This window comes from Micromonospora sp. NPDC050276 (genome assembly GCF_044459545.1).
Taxonomy (GTDB): Bacteria; Actinomycetota; Actinomycetes; order Mycobacteriales; family Micromonosporaceae; genus Micromonospora.
Genome location: NZ_JBITJA010000002.1, coordinates 376,812 through 391,960, shown reverse-complemented (window position 1 = coordinate 391,960; position 15,149 = coordinate 376,812). Strand labels below are relative to the sequence as shown.

Annotated in this window: 16 protein-coding genes; 10 read left to right on the top strand and 6 right to left on the bottom strand. The window is 73.1% G+C overall.

The genetic code is table 11. The annotated features are described in order from the left end of the window. Positions 1 to 58: 58 nt before the first annotated feature. Complete coding sequence (locus tag ACIBF8_RS04990) at positions 59 to 1,669, bottom strand: phytoene desaturase family protein (protein WP_396781056.1); 1,611 nt, start codon at positions 1,667 to 1,669, stop codon at positions 59 to 61. Positions 1,670 to 1,741: 72 nt separating this feature from the next. On the opposite strand from ACIBF8_RS04990, the gene ACIBF8_RS04985 reads away from it, so the two are divergent. Continuing rightward, positions 1,742 to 3,175 carry an aldehyde dehydrogenase family protein gene (locus ACIBF8_RS04985; RefSeq protein WP_396781055.1) on the top strand — a complete coding sequence of 478 codons (1,434 nt, stop codon included), beginning with the start codon at positions 1,742 to 1,744 and terminating at the stop codon, positions 3,173 to 3,175. A 67-nt stretch (positions 3,176 to 3,242) separates the two neighbouring features. Here the strand turns inward: ACIBF8_RS04985 and ACIBF8_RS04980 are convergent, their stop codons facing one another. Then, positions 3,243 to 3,644 carry a ChaB family protein gene (locus tag ACIBF8_RS04980; RefSeq protein WP_210785235.1) on the bottom strand — a complete coding sequence of 134 codons (402 nt, stop codon included), beginning with the start codon at positions 3,642 to 3,644 and terminating at the stop codon, positions 3,243 to 3,245. Positions 3,645 to 3,820: 176 nt separating this feature from the next. Between ACIBF8_RS04980 and ACIBF8_RS04975 the strand changes: the two genes are divergently transcribed. From ACIBF8_RS04975 to ACIBF8_RS04960, 4 genes are all read left to right on the top strand, one after another. After that, on the top strand, positions 3,821 to 4,807 hold the full coding sequence (locus ACIBF8_RS04975; RefSeq protein ID WP_396781054.1) for a YihY/virulence factor BrkB family protein: 987 nt from the start codon (positions 3,821 to 3,823) through the stop codon (positions 4,805 to 4,807). A 100-nt stretch (positions 4,808 to 4,907) separates the two neighbouring features. Beyond that, the gene (locus ACIBF8_RS04970; protein ID WP_088947320.1) at positions 4,908 to 5,324 is read left to right on the top strand and encodes a DUF2795 domain-containing protein; all 417 of its coding nucleotides are present in this window, start codon (positions 4,908 to 4,910) and stop codon (positions 5,322 to 5,324) included. A 52-nt stretch (positions 5,325 to 5,376) separates the two neighbouring features. Continuing rightward, positions 5,377 to 5,838, top strand: coding sequence for an SRPBCC family protein (locus ACIBF8_RS04965; RefSeq protein WP_396781053.1), 462 nt, complete (start codon positions 5,377 to 5,379; stop codon positions 5,836 to 5,838). 109 nt (positions 5,839 to 5,947) lie between these two features. Further along, positions 5,948 to 6,211, top strand: coding sequence for a hypothetical protein (locus tag ACIBF8_RS04960; RefSeq protein WP_203120654.1), 264 nt, complete (start codon positions 5,948 to 5,950; stop codon positions 6,209 to 6,211). Here the strand turns inward: ACIBF8_RS04960 and ACIBF8_RS04955 are convergent. After that, positions 6,169 to 7,530, bottom strand: coding sequence for an MFS transporter (locus ACIBF8_RS04955; RefSeq protein WP_396781052.1), 1,362 nt, complete (start codon positions 7,528 to 7,530; stop codon positions 6,169 to 6,171). The two genes, ACIBF8_RS04960 and ACIBF8_RS04955, sit on opposite strands and share 43 nt — an antisense overlap. A gap of 158 nt (positions 7,531 to 7,688) precedes the next feature. Between ACIBF8_RS04955 and ACIBF8_RS04950 the strand changes: the two genes are divergently transcribed. After that, complete coding sequence (locus tag ACIBF8_RS04950; protein WP_396781051.1) at positions 7,689 to 7,898, top strand: hypothetical protein; 210 nt, start codon at positions 7,689 to 7,691, stop codon at positions 7,896 to 7,898. Here the strand turns inward: ACIBF8_RS04950 and ACIBF8_RS04945 are convergent. Continuing rightward, positions 7,895 to 8,344: a hypothetical protein gene (locus tag ACIBF8_RS04945; RefSeq protein WP_396781050.1), complete on the bottom strand. Its 450-nt coding sequence runs from the start codon at positions 8,342 to 8,344 to the stop codon at positions 7,895 to 7,897. The two genes, ACIBF8_RS04950 and ACIBF8_RS04945, sit on opposite strands and share 4 nt — an antisense overlap. Before the next feature lie 162 nt (positions 8,345 to 8,506). On the opposite strand from ACIBF8_RS04945, the gene ACIBF8_RS04940 reads away from it, so the two are divergent. Continuing rightward, positions 8,507 to 8,860 carry a DUF6401 family natural product biosynthesis protein gene (locus tag ACIBF8_RS04940; RefSeq protein WP_396781049.1) on the top strand — a complete coding sequence of 118 codons (354 nt, stop codon included), beginning with the start codon at positions 8,507 to 8,509 and terminating at the stop codon, positions 8,858 to 8,860. Positions 8,861 to 8,943: 83 nt separating this feature from the next. Here the strand turns inward: ACIBF8_RS04940 and ACIBF8_RS04935 are convergent, their stop codons facing one another. Further along, positions 8,944 to 9,753, bottom strand: a complete 810-nt coding sequence (locus tag ACIBF8_RS04935; protein WP_396781048.1) for a hypothetical protein — start codon at positions 9,751 to 9,753, stop codon at positions 8,944 to 8,946. A 198-nt stretch (positions 9,754 to 9,951) separates the two neighbouring features. Between ACIBF8_RS04935 and ACIBF8_RS04930 the strand changes: the two genes are divergently transcribed. The 3 genes from ACIBF8_RS04930 (at position 9,952) to ACIBF8_RS04920 (ending at position 14,192) form a co-directional block, all read left to right on the top strand. Further along, the gene (locus tag ACIBF8_RS04930) at positions 9,952 to 12,084 is read left to right on the top strand and encodes a SpoIIE family protein phosphatase (protein WP_396781047.1); all 2,133 of its coding nucleotides are present in this window, start codon (positions 9,952 to 9,954) and stop codon (positions 12,082 to 12,084) included. 30 nt (positions 12,085 to 12,114) lie between these two features. Next, entirely contained in the window at positions 12,115 to 12,792 is a 678-nt protein-coding gene (locus ACIBF8_RS04925) for an HAD family hydrolase (RefSeq protein ID WP_396781046.1), read from the top strand. Between the two features lie 107 nt (positions 12,793 to 12,899). Continuing rightward, the gene (locus ACIBF8_RS04920; protein WP_396781045.1) at positions 12,900 to 14,192 is read left to right on the top strand and encodes a cation:proton antiporter; all 1,293 of its coding nucleotides are present in this window, start codon (positions 12,900 to 12,902) and stop codon (positions 14,190 to 14,192) included. 9 nt (positions 14,193 to 14,201) lie between these two features. On the opposite strand, the gene ACIBF8_RS04915 is transcribed toward ACIBF8_RS04920, so the two are convergent. Beyond that, positions 14,202 to 15,140, bottom strand: a complete 939-nt coding sequence (locus ACIBF8_RS04915) for an NAD(P)/FAD-dependent oxidoreductase (RefSeq protein ID WP_396781252.1) — start codon at positions 15,138 to 15,140, stop codon at positions 14,202 to 14,204. Between the last annotated feature and the right edge of the window lie 9 nt (positions 15,141 to 15,149).

Below are 15,149 nucleotides of genomic sequence, written 5' to 3'. Positions count from 1 at the left end.
CAACTCCTTGATCGACGGGTGCGGGCGGGATCACGGCGGGGTGGGAGGCGGGGTCGGGTCAGGGGGTTGGGTAGATGGCTTTGTGGGCGGTGGTGATGGCTGCGGCGTAGGCGCGGCCGGTCAGGGCGCGGTCGCGGGCCAGCGCCGCGCGGGCCGCGTTCGCGCCCGGTGCGCCGTGCACACCGCCGCCGGGATGCGCCGACGCGCTGGCCAGGAAGAGCCGGTCCACCGGGGTGTCCGCCCGGCCCAGGCCCGGAATCGGCCGCAGGAACAGTTGCTGGTACGCGGCGGCGGTCCCGCCGCCCAGCGTGCCGCCGACCAGGCTCGGGTTGCTCTTTTCCAGGTCGGCCGGCCCGGCCACGTGTCGACCCACGATCAGGCGTCGGAAACCCGGGGCGGCCGCCTCCAGCACGTCCTCCATCCGCTGGACGTGCCCGGCGACGTCCTCGGCCCGCCAGTTCCGCCGGAACGGCAGATGGGTGTACGACCAGAGTGACTCGGTGCCCGGCGGGGAGTGACTGGGGTCGGCCACCGACATCTGCCCGACCAGCAGGAACGGGTCGCGGGGCAGCTCACCACGGGCCAACTCGCTGGCATAGTGGGTGAGCCCGTTCAGGTCCGCGCCGAGGTGCACGGTGCCGGCGCCGGCCAGTTGCCGGTTCGTCCAGGGCACCGGCGCGGAGAGCGCCCAGTCCACCTTCAACGTGGAGCCGTCCCAGCGGAAGTGCGCCAGGTCCTCCATCAGCCGCGACGGCAACGCCGCCGCGCCGACCAGGTCGAGGTAGAGCGCCGGCGCCGGCACGTCCGCGAGTACGGCCCGTCGGGCCCGCCACAGCGTGCCGCCCTCCGTCCGGACCCCCATCGCCCGGCCCCGGGCGGTGAGCACCCGGTCGACGCGGGCACCGTAGAGGATCGCGCCGCCGCGCTCCTGTAGCCGATCCACCAGCGCGTTCGTGATCTGTTGTGCCCCGCCGTCGGGCACCGGCCAGCCGACCTGCTGGCCGAGCATGGCCAGCAGCCAGCCGTAGACCCCGGAGCCGGCCTCCTCCGGGGACAGGTCGGTGTGCAGGGCGCAGCCGGCCAGCAGGGCCGGCCCGCCGGAACCGTCGAAAAGCTCGTCGCCGAGTTTGCGAACCGGCACGACCAGTCGCCGCGCCAGTCGCAGCGCTCCGGCGACGCGCAGCCGACGCAGCAGACCCAGCCCACCGCGTACCGGCGGGAACGGTGAAGTGATCGTCTCCAGCATCGGCTCGGCCACGTCGAGCCAGTCGGTGTACGCGTTGAGCCACCGCTTGCCGTCGCCGGGCGCGAACTGCTCCAGCGAGGCGGCGGTGATGTCCGGGTCCCGGTTGATCACCGCGGCGCGGCCGTCCGGCAGCAGGTGCGCCAACACGTCCGGTGCGTGCCGCCAGGACAACCCGTGCCGGCCCAGGTCCAGGCCGTTCAGCACCGGTGAGGCGTACCCGAGGGGGTAGAACGAGCTGTAGAGGTCGCTGAGGTAGCCGGGCGCGGTGACCTCGGCGGAGCGGACCGCGCCGCCGGGCACCGCCGTCGCCTCCAGCACCACCACGTCCCAGCCGGCGTCCGCCAGCAGGTTGGCCGCCACCAGGCCGTTGTGCCCGGCGCCGACGACGACGGCGTCCGCGCTCTGCGCGGCGGTGGTTGTCATCAGATCCGCCTACCCGGCGCGCAACCGGGCGAAACGCGTTTGCCTCGCCCGGGCCGGGGCATCCAGCGCCGCATGTACACGGTTGCGCAGCTGGTGGGCGGAGTGTGGGGTGCGGGCGGCGACGGCGGCGAGCTGGTGGTGCGTGATCCGGCGGACGACGCGCCGGTGAGCACGGTGCCGGTCGCCACGGCGGACGAGGTGGGCAAGGCGACCCAGGCGGCCCGCAACGCGGCGGCCCAGTGGGCGGCGACCTCGCCGGCCGAACGGGCGGCGGCGCTGCACCGGGCCGCGGACGCGGTGGCGGCGGTCATCGAGGAGTTGACGGCGGCGGTCACCGCGGAGATGGGCAAGCCACTGGCGGACGCCCGTGGTGGCGTCGAGGCGGGAATCGGCACGCTGCGACAGTATGCGGAGCTGGCGCCCCTGCGGGGCGGACGCACGCTGAACGGCGAGGCCGACGCGCTGGACTTCCTGACCCCGCAACCGCGCGGTGTGGTCGCGGCCATCACGCCCTGGAACGACCCGGTCGCGGTCTCCTGCGGACTGCTCGGCGCGGCCCTGGTGACCGGCAACGTGGTGCTCTACAAGCCGAGCGAACGGACGCCGGCGACGGGCTGGCTGCTGGCCCGGGCGCTGGATAAGGCGCTGCCGGCCGGCGTGTTGTCGCTGCTCACCGGCGGCCCGGAGGTGGGCGCGGCGCTGGCGGCACAGGAGGTCGACGTGGTGGCCCACGTCGGTTCGACCGCGACCGGGCGGGCGATCGCCGCCGCCGCGGCCCGCAGCGGCGCGAAGGTACTCCTGGAGAACGGGGGCAGTGACCCGCTGATCGTGGACGCGGGCGTCGATCCGGAGTGGGCGGCGGAGCAGGCCGCCCTCGGCGCGTTCGCCAACGCCGGGCAGATCTGCGTGGCGGTGGAACGGCTCTACGTGCACCGGGAGGTGGCCGAGGACTTCGTGGCCGCGTTGGTCCGACGCGCCGAGGCGCTGCGGGTCGGGCCGGGGCGGGATCCGGGTACCGAGTTGGGCCCGCTGGTCGACCGGCGGCACCGGGACCACGTACATGGGCAGGTCGCGGCGGCGGTGGCGGACGGCGCACGGGTGCGGACCGGCGGCGAGGTGCCGGACGGGGCGGGGGCCTTCTACCCGGCCACCGTCGTCACGGACTGTCGCCACGACATGCCGCTGGTCCGCGAGGAGACGTTCGGACCGGTCGCCCCGGTGGTGGTCGTCGACTCGTTCGACGAGGCGCTGCGCTGCGCGGCGGACTCCCCGTACGGGTTGGCCGCCACCGTCCTGACCCGGTCGATGAGTCATGCGCAGCGGGCCTGGCGGGAGCTGCCGGTGGGCACCGTCAAGGTCAACGCGGTGTTCGGGGGCGCGCCGGGGGGCGCCGCGCATCCGCGCCGGGCCAGTGGCCAGGGCTTCGGGTACGGCCCGGAACTGCTGGACGAGTTCACCGCCACCAAGGCGGTGCACATCGAGGCGCCGGGCGGCGGGCACTGGTGAGCAGCACGGGCGGACGCAGGGGTGGCGCGTCCGCCCGTACCGCGTCGGTGGTGCTGGGCGGCGGCCGTCAGTCGCCGCGCGCCTTGCGGGTGGCGCGGTCGTTGGCCTTCTCGATGGCCGTGACCAACTCGGGCTTGGTCATGCTGGACCGGCCGGGTACGTCGAGTTTGCGGGCCACCGACATCAGGTGGTCCTTGGTGGCGTTGGCGTCCACCCCACCCGCGGTGGGGGCGCGCCGTTCCGGTCCGCCACCGGCGGCCTGCTGGTCGCTGGGGCCCTTGCGGCCCTTCGGCTCCCAGTGGTCGCCCACCTTCTCGAACTGATGCTTCACGGCGGCGAAGGCGGTGCGGTGCGACCGCTCCCCCTCGCCGTAGGTCTCGACCGCCGAGTCGTGCGTCTTCTCCCAGGTGCGCTGCGCCTTCTCCGGGGAGCGTCGCAGCGTGCTGGGCAGGTCCTCGCGCCCGGGCATCTCGTCCTCCTCCGTGTCGACAGGGTCCTGGTGACCGTTCCCCGGTGGCGCGGCGGCAAACCCTAGCGGCACCCGCCGAACGCTGGGCGGGTTTGTCGATTTCGTGATCCGGGTACCGGCGGGCCAGGCCAGACCGGACGACCGGTCATCCGGCGGCCGGGGCGCAGGGAGCGGGCATGACGACCACGGAGCCCGGTACGACGCTCGACGGCACACCGGGCACCCCGGTGCCGCCGCGGATGCGGCAGTTGAGCTGGCGGACCTGGCGCGGGGTGCTGGTCCGCAGCGTGCAGAACTTCGTCACCGACAACTGCTCCGACTGGGCCGCCGCGCTGACCTACTACGGCGTCCTGGCGCTCTTCCCGTCCGCCATCGTGGTGGTGGCGCTGGTCGGCCTGGTCTCCAGCGGCGAGCAGACCGTCGACACCGTCGTCGACCTGGCCAACCAGGTGGGCGCCGGGGCGGTGCTGACCGACGACAAGGACGGCGTGGTCGGGGTGATCCGAGCCGTGGTGTTGGAGCAGAGCAACCCAAAGCTGCTGCTGAGTTTCGGCCTACTCGGCGCGCTCTGGTCCGCGTCGGGCTTCATCGGCGCGTTCACCCGTGCCTCGAACGCCGTCTACGGGGTAACCGAGGGCCGCCCGGTCTGGAAGCTTCGGCCGCTGCAGATCGGCCTGGCGGCGATCACGCTGGTGCTGCTCGCGGTGGTCGCCCTCGGTCTGATCGTCAGCGGACCGGTCACCGATGCGGTCGGCGACCTGATCAACGCCGGCGGCCTGGCCCGTACGACGTGGAGCCTGGCGAAGTGGCCGGTCCTCGCCATGATCATGATGGTGCTGCTGTCCCTGCTGTTCTGGATCGCCCCGAACGTACGTCAGCCCCGGTTCCGCTGGCTCACCCCGGGCGGCGCGGTTGCCCTGGTCTCCTGGGCGGTGGCGTCTTTCGGCTTCGGCCTCTACGTGGCCAACTTCGGCTCGTACGACACCACCTACGGCAGCCTGGGCGCGGCCATCGCGTTCCTGGTCTGGCTCTACCTGTCCAACTCGGCGCTGATGCTCGGCGTGCAGATCAACGCCGAGGTGCAGCGTGGGCGGCAGTTGCAGGCCGGCGACCCGGACCCGGAGGACCCGGTGCTGCCCCCGCGCAAGCCGGCCGAGGACTGAGCCCCGTTCCAGGTCGGATGTCCGGTCTCCGGCCGGGCCGAGGGCCGGTTCATGACCCGGTGCCGGTTTATCGGGCGGGGTGCCGGGTAGCGCAGAAGGCATGGAGCGTGGCAACAGCAAGCACGGACCGAGGATCGACGAACAGATGAGCCAGGAGGTCAGCGGCCTCGTACAGGGGCCGGGGACCGGTGGCTCTCGGGTCGACGAGTCGCGGGTGCCGGAACCGGCCGGCGAGGACCAGCCGGAGACGACCACCGCCCCGGCCGGCGACCTGCGCACCGGCACCCCACAGGGGATGAGCTCCACGGACGTCGAGCAGCGCAGCCGGCTGGGCCGGTTCATCTCGATGAGCGCGCTGCCGGGCGACCGCCTGGTGCTCATCGCCAGCGCCCGGGAGAACGAGGCGCCGGACGACATCGTGGCGGCGCTGGAGCGGCTGCCCGAGGGCACCGTCTACCAGACGGTCTCCGAGGTGTGGGCCGCACTCGGCAACAAGAACGAGACAACTCGCTGGTGAGCAGGATCGCCCCCGATCCGAGCAAGCACCAGTGGCTGAAGGAGGTTCCCCAATGAGTGGCGTTACCGAACACGTGGACGTTTCCGTGCCCGTACGCACCGCGTACGACCAGTGGACGCAGTTCGAGGAGTTCCCCGAGTTCATGGAGGGCGTGCAGGAGGTCCGGCAGCTCTCCGACACGATGACCCACTGGACGGTGGACATCGCCGGGGTGAAGCGCGAATTCGACGCTGAGATCACCGAACAGCTGCCCGACGAGCGGGTCGCCTGGCGCTCGACCGGCGGCACGCAGCAGGCCGGCGTGGTGACCTTCCACCGCCTGGACCAGGACAAGACCCGGGTCACCCTGCAACTCGAGTTCGAGCCGCACGGCGTGGTCGAGCAGGCCGGTGACAAGCTCGGCATCGTCGACCGGCGGGCCAAGGGCGACCTGGAACGGTTCAAGACCTTCATCGAGCGGCGTGGTCAGGAGACCGGCGCCTGGCGCGGATCGGTGGACCGTCCGCGGCCGTGATCTCGAGCAGTGACACCGATGGCCGCCAGGAGACTGGCGGCCATCGCCGTGTCCGAGCCTGGTCGTGCGGCGCCGTTTGCGATCATCGCGCCCGGGTACGGCGGTAGACATGACCGACGACAACATCAGGGTGTGGCGGGACGAGGAACGGCTGCCGTTGGAGGAGTTGGAGCGCGCCGTGTCGGGCTCCAGCCTCGACGGGCAGGCCGACGACGTGACGGGCAACGACGCTGGCGAGGAAGCCGCGTTCGGGCACGGGCCGGCGGCGACGGACCGCGAGGGGCAGGCCCAGAGCGGCAACAGCCGGGAGGCCACCGACCCACAGCGCGCCTACCGCCCGTCCACCACCGGCCGCACCGGGCCGGACGTCTGAGGATCGCTCCCGGGCTGGCCGGGCGTGGGACCCTCGTTCCCGGTCTGGGCGGGCGCCACCGGTGCGGAGGGCCCGGCGGTGGGTCGGCGCGCGCCCCACTCGTAGAGCACGATCAGCGCCAGCGCGAGCGCGAGCAGGGCCGAGCCCAGCACCTGCACCGACGTGTTGCCGATCAGCACGCCCAACCCGGCCGGGACGAGCGCCGCGCCGACGCCCGCGGCGCCGATCTGCAGCCCGATGGCCCGGTCCGCGTGCGCCGCGCCGACCCGCTCGGCGGTGGTGAGGGTGAGCAGCGGGAACACCGGCGCGGCGGCGAAACCGACCACGACCAGGCCGAGTACCGCCAGGACGGCCGGCCCGGGAACGGCGATCAGCGCCGCGCCCAGGGCCATACCGGCCAGGCTGGCGCGCAGCACCATCCCGGACCCCAGTCGCTCGGCCACCACCCCCTGCACCACCCGGCCGACGAAGAGGCTCCCCCAGTACGCGGAGACGCACCCGCCGGCCAGCGCCGGGCCCAGCCCACGGCCCTCGGTCAGCAGCAGGAACGCCCACAGCCCAGCGGACACCTCGATGGCCACGTACAGCACGAAGGCGAGCGTCCCCGACCAGACCGCCGGCAGCCGTAGCGTGTCCCGAGCCGGAACCCGGATGGTCGGTGCCGGCCCGGCAGCCGTGGCGGCGATCGTGGCCTGAACACCGACGTCCGCCTCGGTGGGCGCGGTGGCGTCCGGCTCGGTGCTGGCCGGGACGCCGCGGTGCCAGGCCCGCACGGTGAGCGCGAACGCGGCGGCGAGGACGAGTTGGGCGGCGGCGATGACGCCGTAGCCCCAGCGCCAGGACAACCCCGTGCTCAGCACTCCGGTCATGATCAGTGGACCGATGGCCACGCCGAGGCCGAAGAAGGCGTGCAACCAGTTCATGTGCCGGGGGCCGAAAGCCCCGGCGGCGTACGCGTTGAGCCCGGAGTCGACCGCGCCGGAGCCGAGCCCGAGCAGCAGCGCACAGCCCACCAGCACCGCCAGCACCGGGCTCACCGAGTAGCCGGTCAGCGCGAGGCTGGCCAGCAGGGTGCTGCCGGCGAGCAGGGCGCCCACACCGACCCGGGCCAGCGTGAATCCGGCCAGCACGCTGGAGGTGAGATAGCCGACGGTGCCGGCGGTGAGCACCCACCCGACCGCCTCGGTCGGCACGTCGAAGTCGCCCCGGATCGAGGGCCAGCCGACGCCGAGCAGCCCGTCGGGCAGGCCGAGACTGACGAACGCGAGGTAGGCCAGCAGGAGCAGCGAGGGACGGGGGCGCGCGAGCGTGGTGGACACGGGACACCATCCTGCCGCAGGCGCACCCTAGCGCCGTCGGCACCCGATCGCTCACTGCGCAAAGAAGTCGTGTCCGTACGGTTGAGAAAACGGACAGCTCATCCAGAATCGGCCGATCGGAGGACGGCAAGCCGCCTCGTTCGCGTAAGAATTTCGGGATGCATCATGGCTCCGGAATCCTCTCGACGCGTCAGCGCCGGCTCGCCTGGCTCGGTTTCCTGCTCGCCGCGCTGCAGGCGCCCGTGTCCGCCTGGCTCGTCACCGACGAGTCGTGGCTGTTCAGCCTCTGCGTCGCGCTCATGGTGGCCACCGTGATCATCGCCGACGACGCGGCGCGGCGACGCCCCGCCGACGCGACAAGCGACTAGCCAGCACTGCCCGGCCGGGCCTCGTGCCCCGGCCGGCCCCGACTGCGGCGGCGTTCCTTCATCTCCGCCTCGTAGAGGTGACGCCGCCCGCCCACCAGCTCGTCGCGGGCCTGCCGGTCCAGCTCCCGGAACAGCGTGTGGTAGCCGTCGTCGAAGTCCTCGACGATCTGGAACGTCCACCGTCCGGCGATGACGTTGCGGCCCCGCAGCTCCGTGTCGATCCGGTCGGCGAGCCGCGGATGCCCGGCGGCGCGAAACTGCTCCACCGCGTCGTCGAGCATCAGGTCGGCGTGCCCGATCAACTGGTGCATCGAGTACAGATGCCCCCGGGCCCGCTCCACACACTCCAGCGCCTCGCTGAGCTTGCCGAGCGCGGCGACCGTGGCGTCGCTGACCCCGTCCGGTCGGCGATGCCGCTCGTCGGGTCCGTCCGTCTGCTGTCCCATCCGTGCCTCCGTGCCCTGTGCCGTCATCCGCGGGTGGTTCTTCTGCTGCCCCGTCTGTACCGGATCAACCCCTGCGGCCAGCGGCGATCGGACCAGTGGGGCAACGACCTCCGCCGAGCGGCCGAGGTCGACCCGGTGACCCGTCGGTTAGCCTCGGTCACCATGCGTGTGCCGTTCAACCGGGTCGCCGCCCGTACCGCCGTCGACTCGGCGCGGTCCACCCTGGCCGCCCTCACCGTCTCCGTGGGCACCGTCGGGCTCGCCGCCGCCACCGCGCGACCGGGGCTGTTGGCCCAGGTCGACCAGCACGCGGCGGCCGTCCGGGACAGCCTCGACGGGGACCGCACGCCGCTGACCGCCGCGGCGCTCGCCGGCTACGCCGAGGGGGTGCGCGCTGCCGCCCTGGAGCACGGGTGGGTGCCGCCGGCCGCGCCGGTGGATTGGAGCCAACCGGACTGGCTGCTCACCCGACTGGTCGCGGTCTGCGCACTGGCCCGCTCGCTCGACCGGGACTGACCGCGCGGGACTGACAGACGCGCGGGGAGGGCGCTCCGCGTGGTCCGCGGAACACCCTCCCCACGCCGTGCCGTTACCTCCCGCTACGAGCGGTACTGCTGGGCTTCGTCCACCCGAGGCATGGCCTGGGTGCGGTCACCCCCACGGTCGGCCATCTGCCGCTCCACGTCACTACGCCCGGCCGACGTGGCCTGACGCTGCTGCTGCACCGCCCGGGCCTCCTCCGCCGCCCGACGCAGCCAACCGTCCCAGCGGTTCTGCATCGGCTTCACGAGACCACCGCCGACGCCGACGATCAGGATGCCGGCCACCGTGGCGAGCACCGCGATCAGCACCGGAGTGGTCACCGTGGTGGCGATACCCACCTGGTTCAGGGCAGCGATCACACCGAGCGCGATGATGAAGATCGCCGTCAGGTCGGCCAGGACCTTGCCGTACGAGAGCCCTCCCAGCGCCCCGGTGACCAGATCCCGGACGGCGTTGGCGATCGCGGCCGCGATCACCACGATGACGATCGCGATGAACGCGCGCGGCAGCCAGGAAACCACGCCGCTGATCAGGTCACTGATCGCGTTGGGCCCCCAGACTCCGAAGGCGAACTGCAGCGTGAACAGCAGTACGGCGTAGTACGCCAGTCTGGCCAGAATGTCGCTGGCGTCGTACTTCGTTCTCTCCAGGGCCCGTTTGATCCCACCGCGTTCGACCGCCTGGTCGAAACGCACCCGTTCCAACACCGTATCCACGATCTTGAGGACGGCTCTGGCGATGAGCCAGCCGACCACGAGGATGACGATGAAGGCCACTGCCTTCGGGATGAAGAGCAGCACCGACCTCCAGGTGTCGGCGATGGCATCGCCGATGTCGGCCTGCCGGACCGCGAGGGTTTTCAGCATGATGTCCCTCCTGTCGCATGGACTGCGCCGGGCGCATACCCGGCGAACGGTCCGGCAGTCCGCGCAGCGCGCGGCGTTTTTTGCGACAGACCTCCGGACCGGGGCTCTGAACTGCCCAAACGGCCATCCCGACGGACGCGGCGACGGCCCACCGCAGTGATCGGATGCCTTTTCCAGCCGGCCGACTAGGCTGCGAACATGCCAGGAACGGTCGGGCGAGTCCCTACGCCAGCAACCCCGGGCCCGGGCGCACCCACCGGGTCCGGCGCGGCCGCCGGCGTACTCGCCCACGACTGGGCCCGCACCCCACTGGGCCCACCCGACGACTGGGACGTGGCGGTCCGGGTCGTGATCGAGCTGATCCTCGCCTCGCCAATGCCGATGGCCCTCGCGTACGGCGACGATCTCGTCCTGCTCTACAACGCCGGCTACGCCGAGTTGCTGGGCGCCAAACACCCGAGCGCCCTCGGCCGCCCGGCCGCCGAGGTGTTCGCGGAGATCTGGGCGCTGCCCGGTGTCGGCGAGGTGATCGAACGCAGCTACCGGCAGGGCGTGCCGTTCCTGGAGAAGGAGTCCACGCTGCCGCTGGTCCGGGGGCACTCCCCCACGGTGGAGCAGGCGGTCTTCACCCGGGCCTACTCGCCGGTGCGCGACAGCGCCGGGCAGATCGTCGGTGTGTTGACGGTCGCGGCCGAGACCACCCACGTCACTGAGCAGCTGCAGAGCCTCAGCGAGGTGGCCGCAGCGCTCGCCGGCACCCTCACCCTCGACGACGTGGCCCGGGTGGCGCTGCGCTACGCGATCACCACGTTCGACCCCGACCAGGCGTCGTTCGCCGTCGACGAGGGCGGCGGCGGCTGGCGCATGGTGCGCCGGGTCCGTGGCGAGTTGCTGGACGAGGCCGACGAGCGGCTCCCCCCGCTCTGGCGCCGGGCGGCGGCGGACTGGTCGGCCCCCGTGGTGCAGGCGGCGCGCTCCGGCGGCCCGTCGTTCACCCGCGACGGGCAGCCACTGCGGGACACCGCCGTGGACCGCCACGACCAGAAGATCCGCGCGATGGCGGCACTGCCCCTGGGCACCTCGGTGGTTCGCGGCGGGTTGGCGGTCGGCTACCAGGCCCCACACACCTGGTCGCCCGCCGAGCGGGCGCTGCTGGCCGCCTCGGCCGAGCTGATCGGCCAGGCGGCGGAGCGAGCCCGCCGGTTCGAGACCCAGCACGGCACGGCCCAACTGTTGCAACGCAGCATGTTGCCGGAGCACCTGCCGGATCTGCCCCGGTTGCGGATCGCGGCCCGCTACGACCCCGGGGTGGACGGCAACGCGGCCGGTGGCGACTTCTACGACGCGTTCCTGCTGCCCAACGGCTCGCTCGGCGTGGTGCTGGGCGACGTCGCCGGGCACGACGTGCAGGCCGCCGCGCGGATGGGCCAGGTCCGGGCCGCGCTGCGCGCCCTGGCCCTGGTCGACCCGGCGCCCGACGCGGTCCTGGCCGGCCTGGACCGGCTGGTGACCAGCCTCGGCGCGGAGGCCGGCACCCACGAGTTGTTCGTCACCGTGGCGTTCGGGGTGATCGACGCGGAACGGCGGGAACTGACCCTGGCCAGCGCCGGTCATCCCGCGCCGCTGATCCGTCGCGGCGATTCGGAGGGTCGGTCACACGCCGAGTACATCGACGTACCGGCCGGCCCCCCGCTCGGTCTGGGCGGCCGGCCGGGCACCACGACCGTGGCGTTCCGTCCCGGTGACACCCTGCTGCTGTTCAGCGACGGAGTGGTGGAGCGCCGCCGGCAGAGCCTGAGCGCCGGGCTGGCCACCCTGGGCGACGCCGTCGCCAAGGCCGGCAGCGGCGACCCCCGCGCGCTCTGCGCGGTGGCCACCGCGGCGGTGCCGGGCGGCACGGAGGACGACGTGGCCGTGCTGGCGGTGGAGCACGCACTCAAGCCGAGCCGGTCGGCGAGCATGGAGGTGCCCGCGGAGCCGACCGCACCCAGCCGGGTCCGGCACTGGATGACCGGTCAGCTCACCGAGTGGCAGGTGCCCGAGTCGGTGATCGGAGCGGCGGTGCTCTGCACCAGCGAACTGACCACCAACGCGTTGCTGCACGCCGGCACCGCCGCCCGGGTGGAGATCGACCTCAGCCCCGAACGGCTGCTGGTCTCGGTCGCCGACTCCGGCACCCGGGGCACCGTGACCCGGGCCCGTACCGACACGTTGAGCAGTCGTGGCCGCGGCCTCGGCCTGATCGAGGAACTCAGCGACGCCTGGGGCACCGACCCGTCGGTCCGCGGCTCCACGGTCTGGTTCGAGATCCTCACGCCACCACGCCCGTGAGACCACCCCGGACGGGGTAGGAGGACGCCCATGCCTACCGACAGTCCCACCGGAGTCCTCTTCGACGTCGACGGCACCCTGGTCGACACCACCTACCTGCACACCGTGAGCTGGTGGGAGGCGTTGCGGCAGACCGATCAGCCGGTGCCGATGGCGATGGTGCACCGCTCGATCGGGATGGGGTCGGACAAGCTCCTCGACCACCTCCTCGGCCCGGAGCGGGACCGCGACGCCGACCCGAGGCTGCGCGACGCGCACGACACCCTCTACGCCGAGTACTGGGAACGGCTCACGCCGCTGCCGCGGGCGGCCGACCTGCTGCGCGCCTGCGCCGAGCGGGGGTTGCGGGTGGTGCTCGCCACCTCCGCCGCGGAACCCGAGGTGGGCGCGCTGCGTCGGGCGCTGGCCGCCGACGACGTGATCGACACGATCACCTCCTCGGCGGACGCCCAGCAGAGCAAGCCGGCACCGGACATCCTGGTCGCCGCGCTGGAGCAGTCCGGGTTGGCCGCCGAGCGGGTGGTCTTCGTCGGCGACTCGGTGTGGGACGTCGTCGCGGCCGGCGCGTTGCACATCCCGTGCGTGGGTCTGACCTGCGGTGGCACCAGCCGCGGCGAGCTCGCGGGCGCGGGTGCCGTGGCGGTGTACGACGACCCGGCGGCGCTGCTGAATGAGTTGGCGGACTCGCCGCTCACCCGGCCCCGGTGAGGCTCACTCCGGTCCGCCGGCGCGTACGCGCATAGCCGGAGCCCGTGCGGGGCAAGGTCTGTCACCACCTGCCCCGCACCTCGCGGGTGCGGCTGAAGGGTGGTGCCGTGGAGCCGGTAGATGTGGCGTTCGCGCTGGTGGGCCTGGGCGCTCTGCTCGCGGGCATCCTGCCGCGGGTGCTGGAGCAGCGCCCGCTGTCCATGCCGATCGCCTTCCTCGCCCTCGGCATGCTGGTATTCCTGCTGCCGGTCGGGCTGCCGTCACCGGATCCGCTGGCCCATCCGGAGCTGACCACCCACCTCACCGAGATCGGGGTGATCGTCGCGCTGATGGGCGCCGGGCTCAAGATCGACCGGCCGTTGAGTTGGCGACGCTGGTCGTCCACCTGGCGGCTGCTGGCGATCGCGATGCCCCTGTGCATCGCGGCGGTGGCCCTGCTCGGCTGGTGGTGGGCGGGGCTGGTGCCGGCCGCCGCGCTGTTGTTGGGCGCCGCGCTGGCCCCCACCGATCCGGTGCTCGCCGCCGACGTGCAGGTCGGCGAGCCGACCGACGTGGAGGATTCCGAGGACGAGGTCCGCTTCGCCTTGACCTCCGAGGCCGGTCTCAACGACGGGCTGGCGTTCCCGTTCGTCTACGCCGCGATCGCCATCGCCTCGACCAGCCTCGCGCCGAGGGACTGGATGGCCGAGTGGTTCACCGTGGACGTGCTCTGGAAGATCGGCGTCGGCGTCGGCGGTGGCCTGCTCATCGGCTGGCTGCTGGGCAAGCTGTTCTTCCGCGCCCCCAGCACGCTACGACTGGCCCGGCACGCCGAGGGCTTCCTGGCGCTGGCGGCCACGTTCCTGGCGTACGGGCTGGTGGAGGTGGTCGGCGGGTACGGCTTCCTGGCGGTGTTCGTGGCCGCCCGGGCCATCCGGGCCGCCGAGCGGACCCACGAGTTCCACTCGGTGCTGCACGACTTCGCCGAGCAGGTCGAACGGCTGCTCACCCTGGTCCTGTTGCTGCTGCTCGGCGGCGCGATCGTGGGCGGCCTGCTGGGTCCGCTGACCTGGCCGGCGGCTGCCGTCGGGCTGGCACTCGTGTTCCTGGTCCGGCCGCTGATCGGTTGGTTGTCGCTGCGCGGGGCCCCGGGACGCCCGGCCGAGCACTGGGTCATCTCGGCCTTCGGCATTCGTGGCGTCGGTTCGTTCTACTACCTCGCGTACGCGACCACGAAGGCGGACTTCCCGCAGGCGGAGCTGCTCTGGGCGACCGTCGGACTGGTGGTGCTCGTCTCCGTCGTGGTGCACGGCATCACGGCGACACCGGTGATGCAGTTGCTGGACCGAGAGGGTGAGCGGACCGCCGACCCGGCCGAGCGGGATGCCGACGCCCAGCCGGTCGCGGCCGGGCACGCCTGAGCGGGCAGCTCAGGCCAGCCGGGCGGCCAGCGCCCGGCCCAGGTCCCGGCCGGAGAGCCAGGCGCTCTGCACCCGGGGCTTGCCGAACGCGTCGCCGGCCAGGCCGATCCCGTCGTCGTCCAGGTGGTGGGTGGTGCTGGTGGGGTCACCGGTGGGCTTCGCGTACGTCCAGCGGTGCACGTGCACGTCGGCGGCCTCCTCGGGCAGCCCGAGCAGGTCCCGGACGGCCTGCTCGATCGCGGGGCCGGCACCGGTGGGTTGGGCCAGGTGCCCGGCCGCGAACTCGGGCACGGTGTGCGCGACCAGCACCGGCGCACCGTCACCGCGCCGGTCGCCGTCGTCGCAGACGAGGTTGAGGACGGGGTGCTCATTGACGAACGCGCCCCGGAAGTCCGGCCAGCGCCGGGTCGGGAACCGCAGCACCGCGGCCAGGGACGGCGACCAGCGCTGCGCCTGCACGACCCGGGTGGCGTCGGTCAGGGCCGGGTCGAGCAGCAGCGCGGCCTGCGGGCCCGGCATGGCCAGCGCGACCGCCGCGCACGGCTGCCCGTCCACGACCGGGCCGGGCTCCACGGTGAGCACCAGCCGGTCGAGGGTCACCGGCACCCCGCCGGCCAGGTGTTCGACCAGTGAACGCAACCCACGCGGGGCGGCGAAACGCATCGGCCCGGGCACGTTCTGGCGCCCGTTCCGGTCGTACGCCTGGAAGGTGTCTGTCCACTCGCGGACCAGCCCGGCGGCGCGCCACTGCTCGACCTGGGCGGCGAAGTCCGGGTCGGTGGCGGTGAAGTAGGCGGCGCCGATGTCGGCGGGCCGGCCCTGAAAGCGTTTGCTGGCCATCCGGCCACCGCAGACGTGCCCCCGCTCCCGGACCTGCACCGGCACCCCGGCCCGGGTCAACTCGACCGCGCAGGCCACCCCGGCGATGCCCGCCCCGACCACCACCACACTCGACCG

What these genes read in the sequence shown, in the direction of transcription:
- ACIBF8_RS04990 (WP_396781056.1), bottom strand. Translation starts at nt 1,669, where the DNA reads ATGACAACCACCGCCGCGCAGAGCGCGGACGCCGTCGTCGTCGGCGCC.
- ACIBF8_RS04985 (WP_396781055.1), top strand. Translation starts at nt 1,742, where the DNA reads ATGTACACGGTTGCGCAGCTGGTGGGCGGAGTGTGGGGTGCGGGCGGC.
- ACIBF8_RS04980 (WP_210785235.1), bottom strand. Translation starts at nt 3,644, where the DNA reads ATGCCCGGGCGCGAGGACCTGCCCAGCACGCTGCGACGCTCCCCGGAG.
- ACIBF8_RS04975 (WP_396781054.1), top strand. Translation starts at nt 3,821, where the DNA reads ATGACGACCACGGAGCCCGGTACGACGCTCGACGGCACACCGGGCACC.
- ACIBF8_RS04970 (WP_088947320.1), top strand. Translation starts at nt 4,908, where the DNA reads ATGGAGCGTGGCAACAGCAAGCACGGACCGAGGATCGACGAACAGATG.
- ACIBF8_RS04965 (WP_396781053.1), top strand. Translation starts at nt 5,377, where the DNA reads ATGAGTGGCGTTACCGAACACGTGGACGTTTCCGTGCCCGTACGCACC.
- ACIBF8_RS04960 (WP_203120654.1), top strand. Translation starts at nt 5,948, where the DNA reads ATGACCGACGACAACATCAGGGTGTGGCGGGACGAGGAACGGCTGCCG.
- ACIBF8_RS04950 (WP_396781051.1), top strand. Translation starts at nt 7,689, where the DNA reads ATGCATCATGGCTCCGGAATCCTCTCGACGCGTCAGCGCCGGCTCGCC.
- ACIBF8_RS04945 (WP_396781050.1), bottom strand. Translation starts at nt 8,344, where the DNA reads ATGGGACAGCAGACGGACGGACCCGACGAGCGGCATCGCCGACCGGAC.
- ACIBF8_RS04940 (WP_396781049.1), top strand. Translation starts at nt 8,507, where the DNA reads ATGCGTGTGCCGTTCAACCGGGTCGCCGCCCGTACCGCCGTCGACTCG.
- ACIBF8_RS04935 (WP_396781048.1), bottom strand. Translation starts at nt 9,753, where the DNA reads ATGCTGAAAACCCTCGCGGTCCGGCAGGCCGACATCGGCGATGCCATC.
- ACIBF8_RS04930 (WP_396781047.1), top strand. Translation starts at nt 9,952, where the DNA reads ATGCCAGGAACGGTCGGGCGAGTCCCTACGCCAGCAACCCCGGGCCCG.
- ACIBF8_RS04925 (WP_396781046.1), top strand. Translation starts at nt 12,115, where the DNA reads ATGCCTACCGACAGTCCCACCGGAGTCCTCTTCGACGTCGACGGCACC.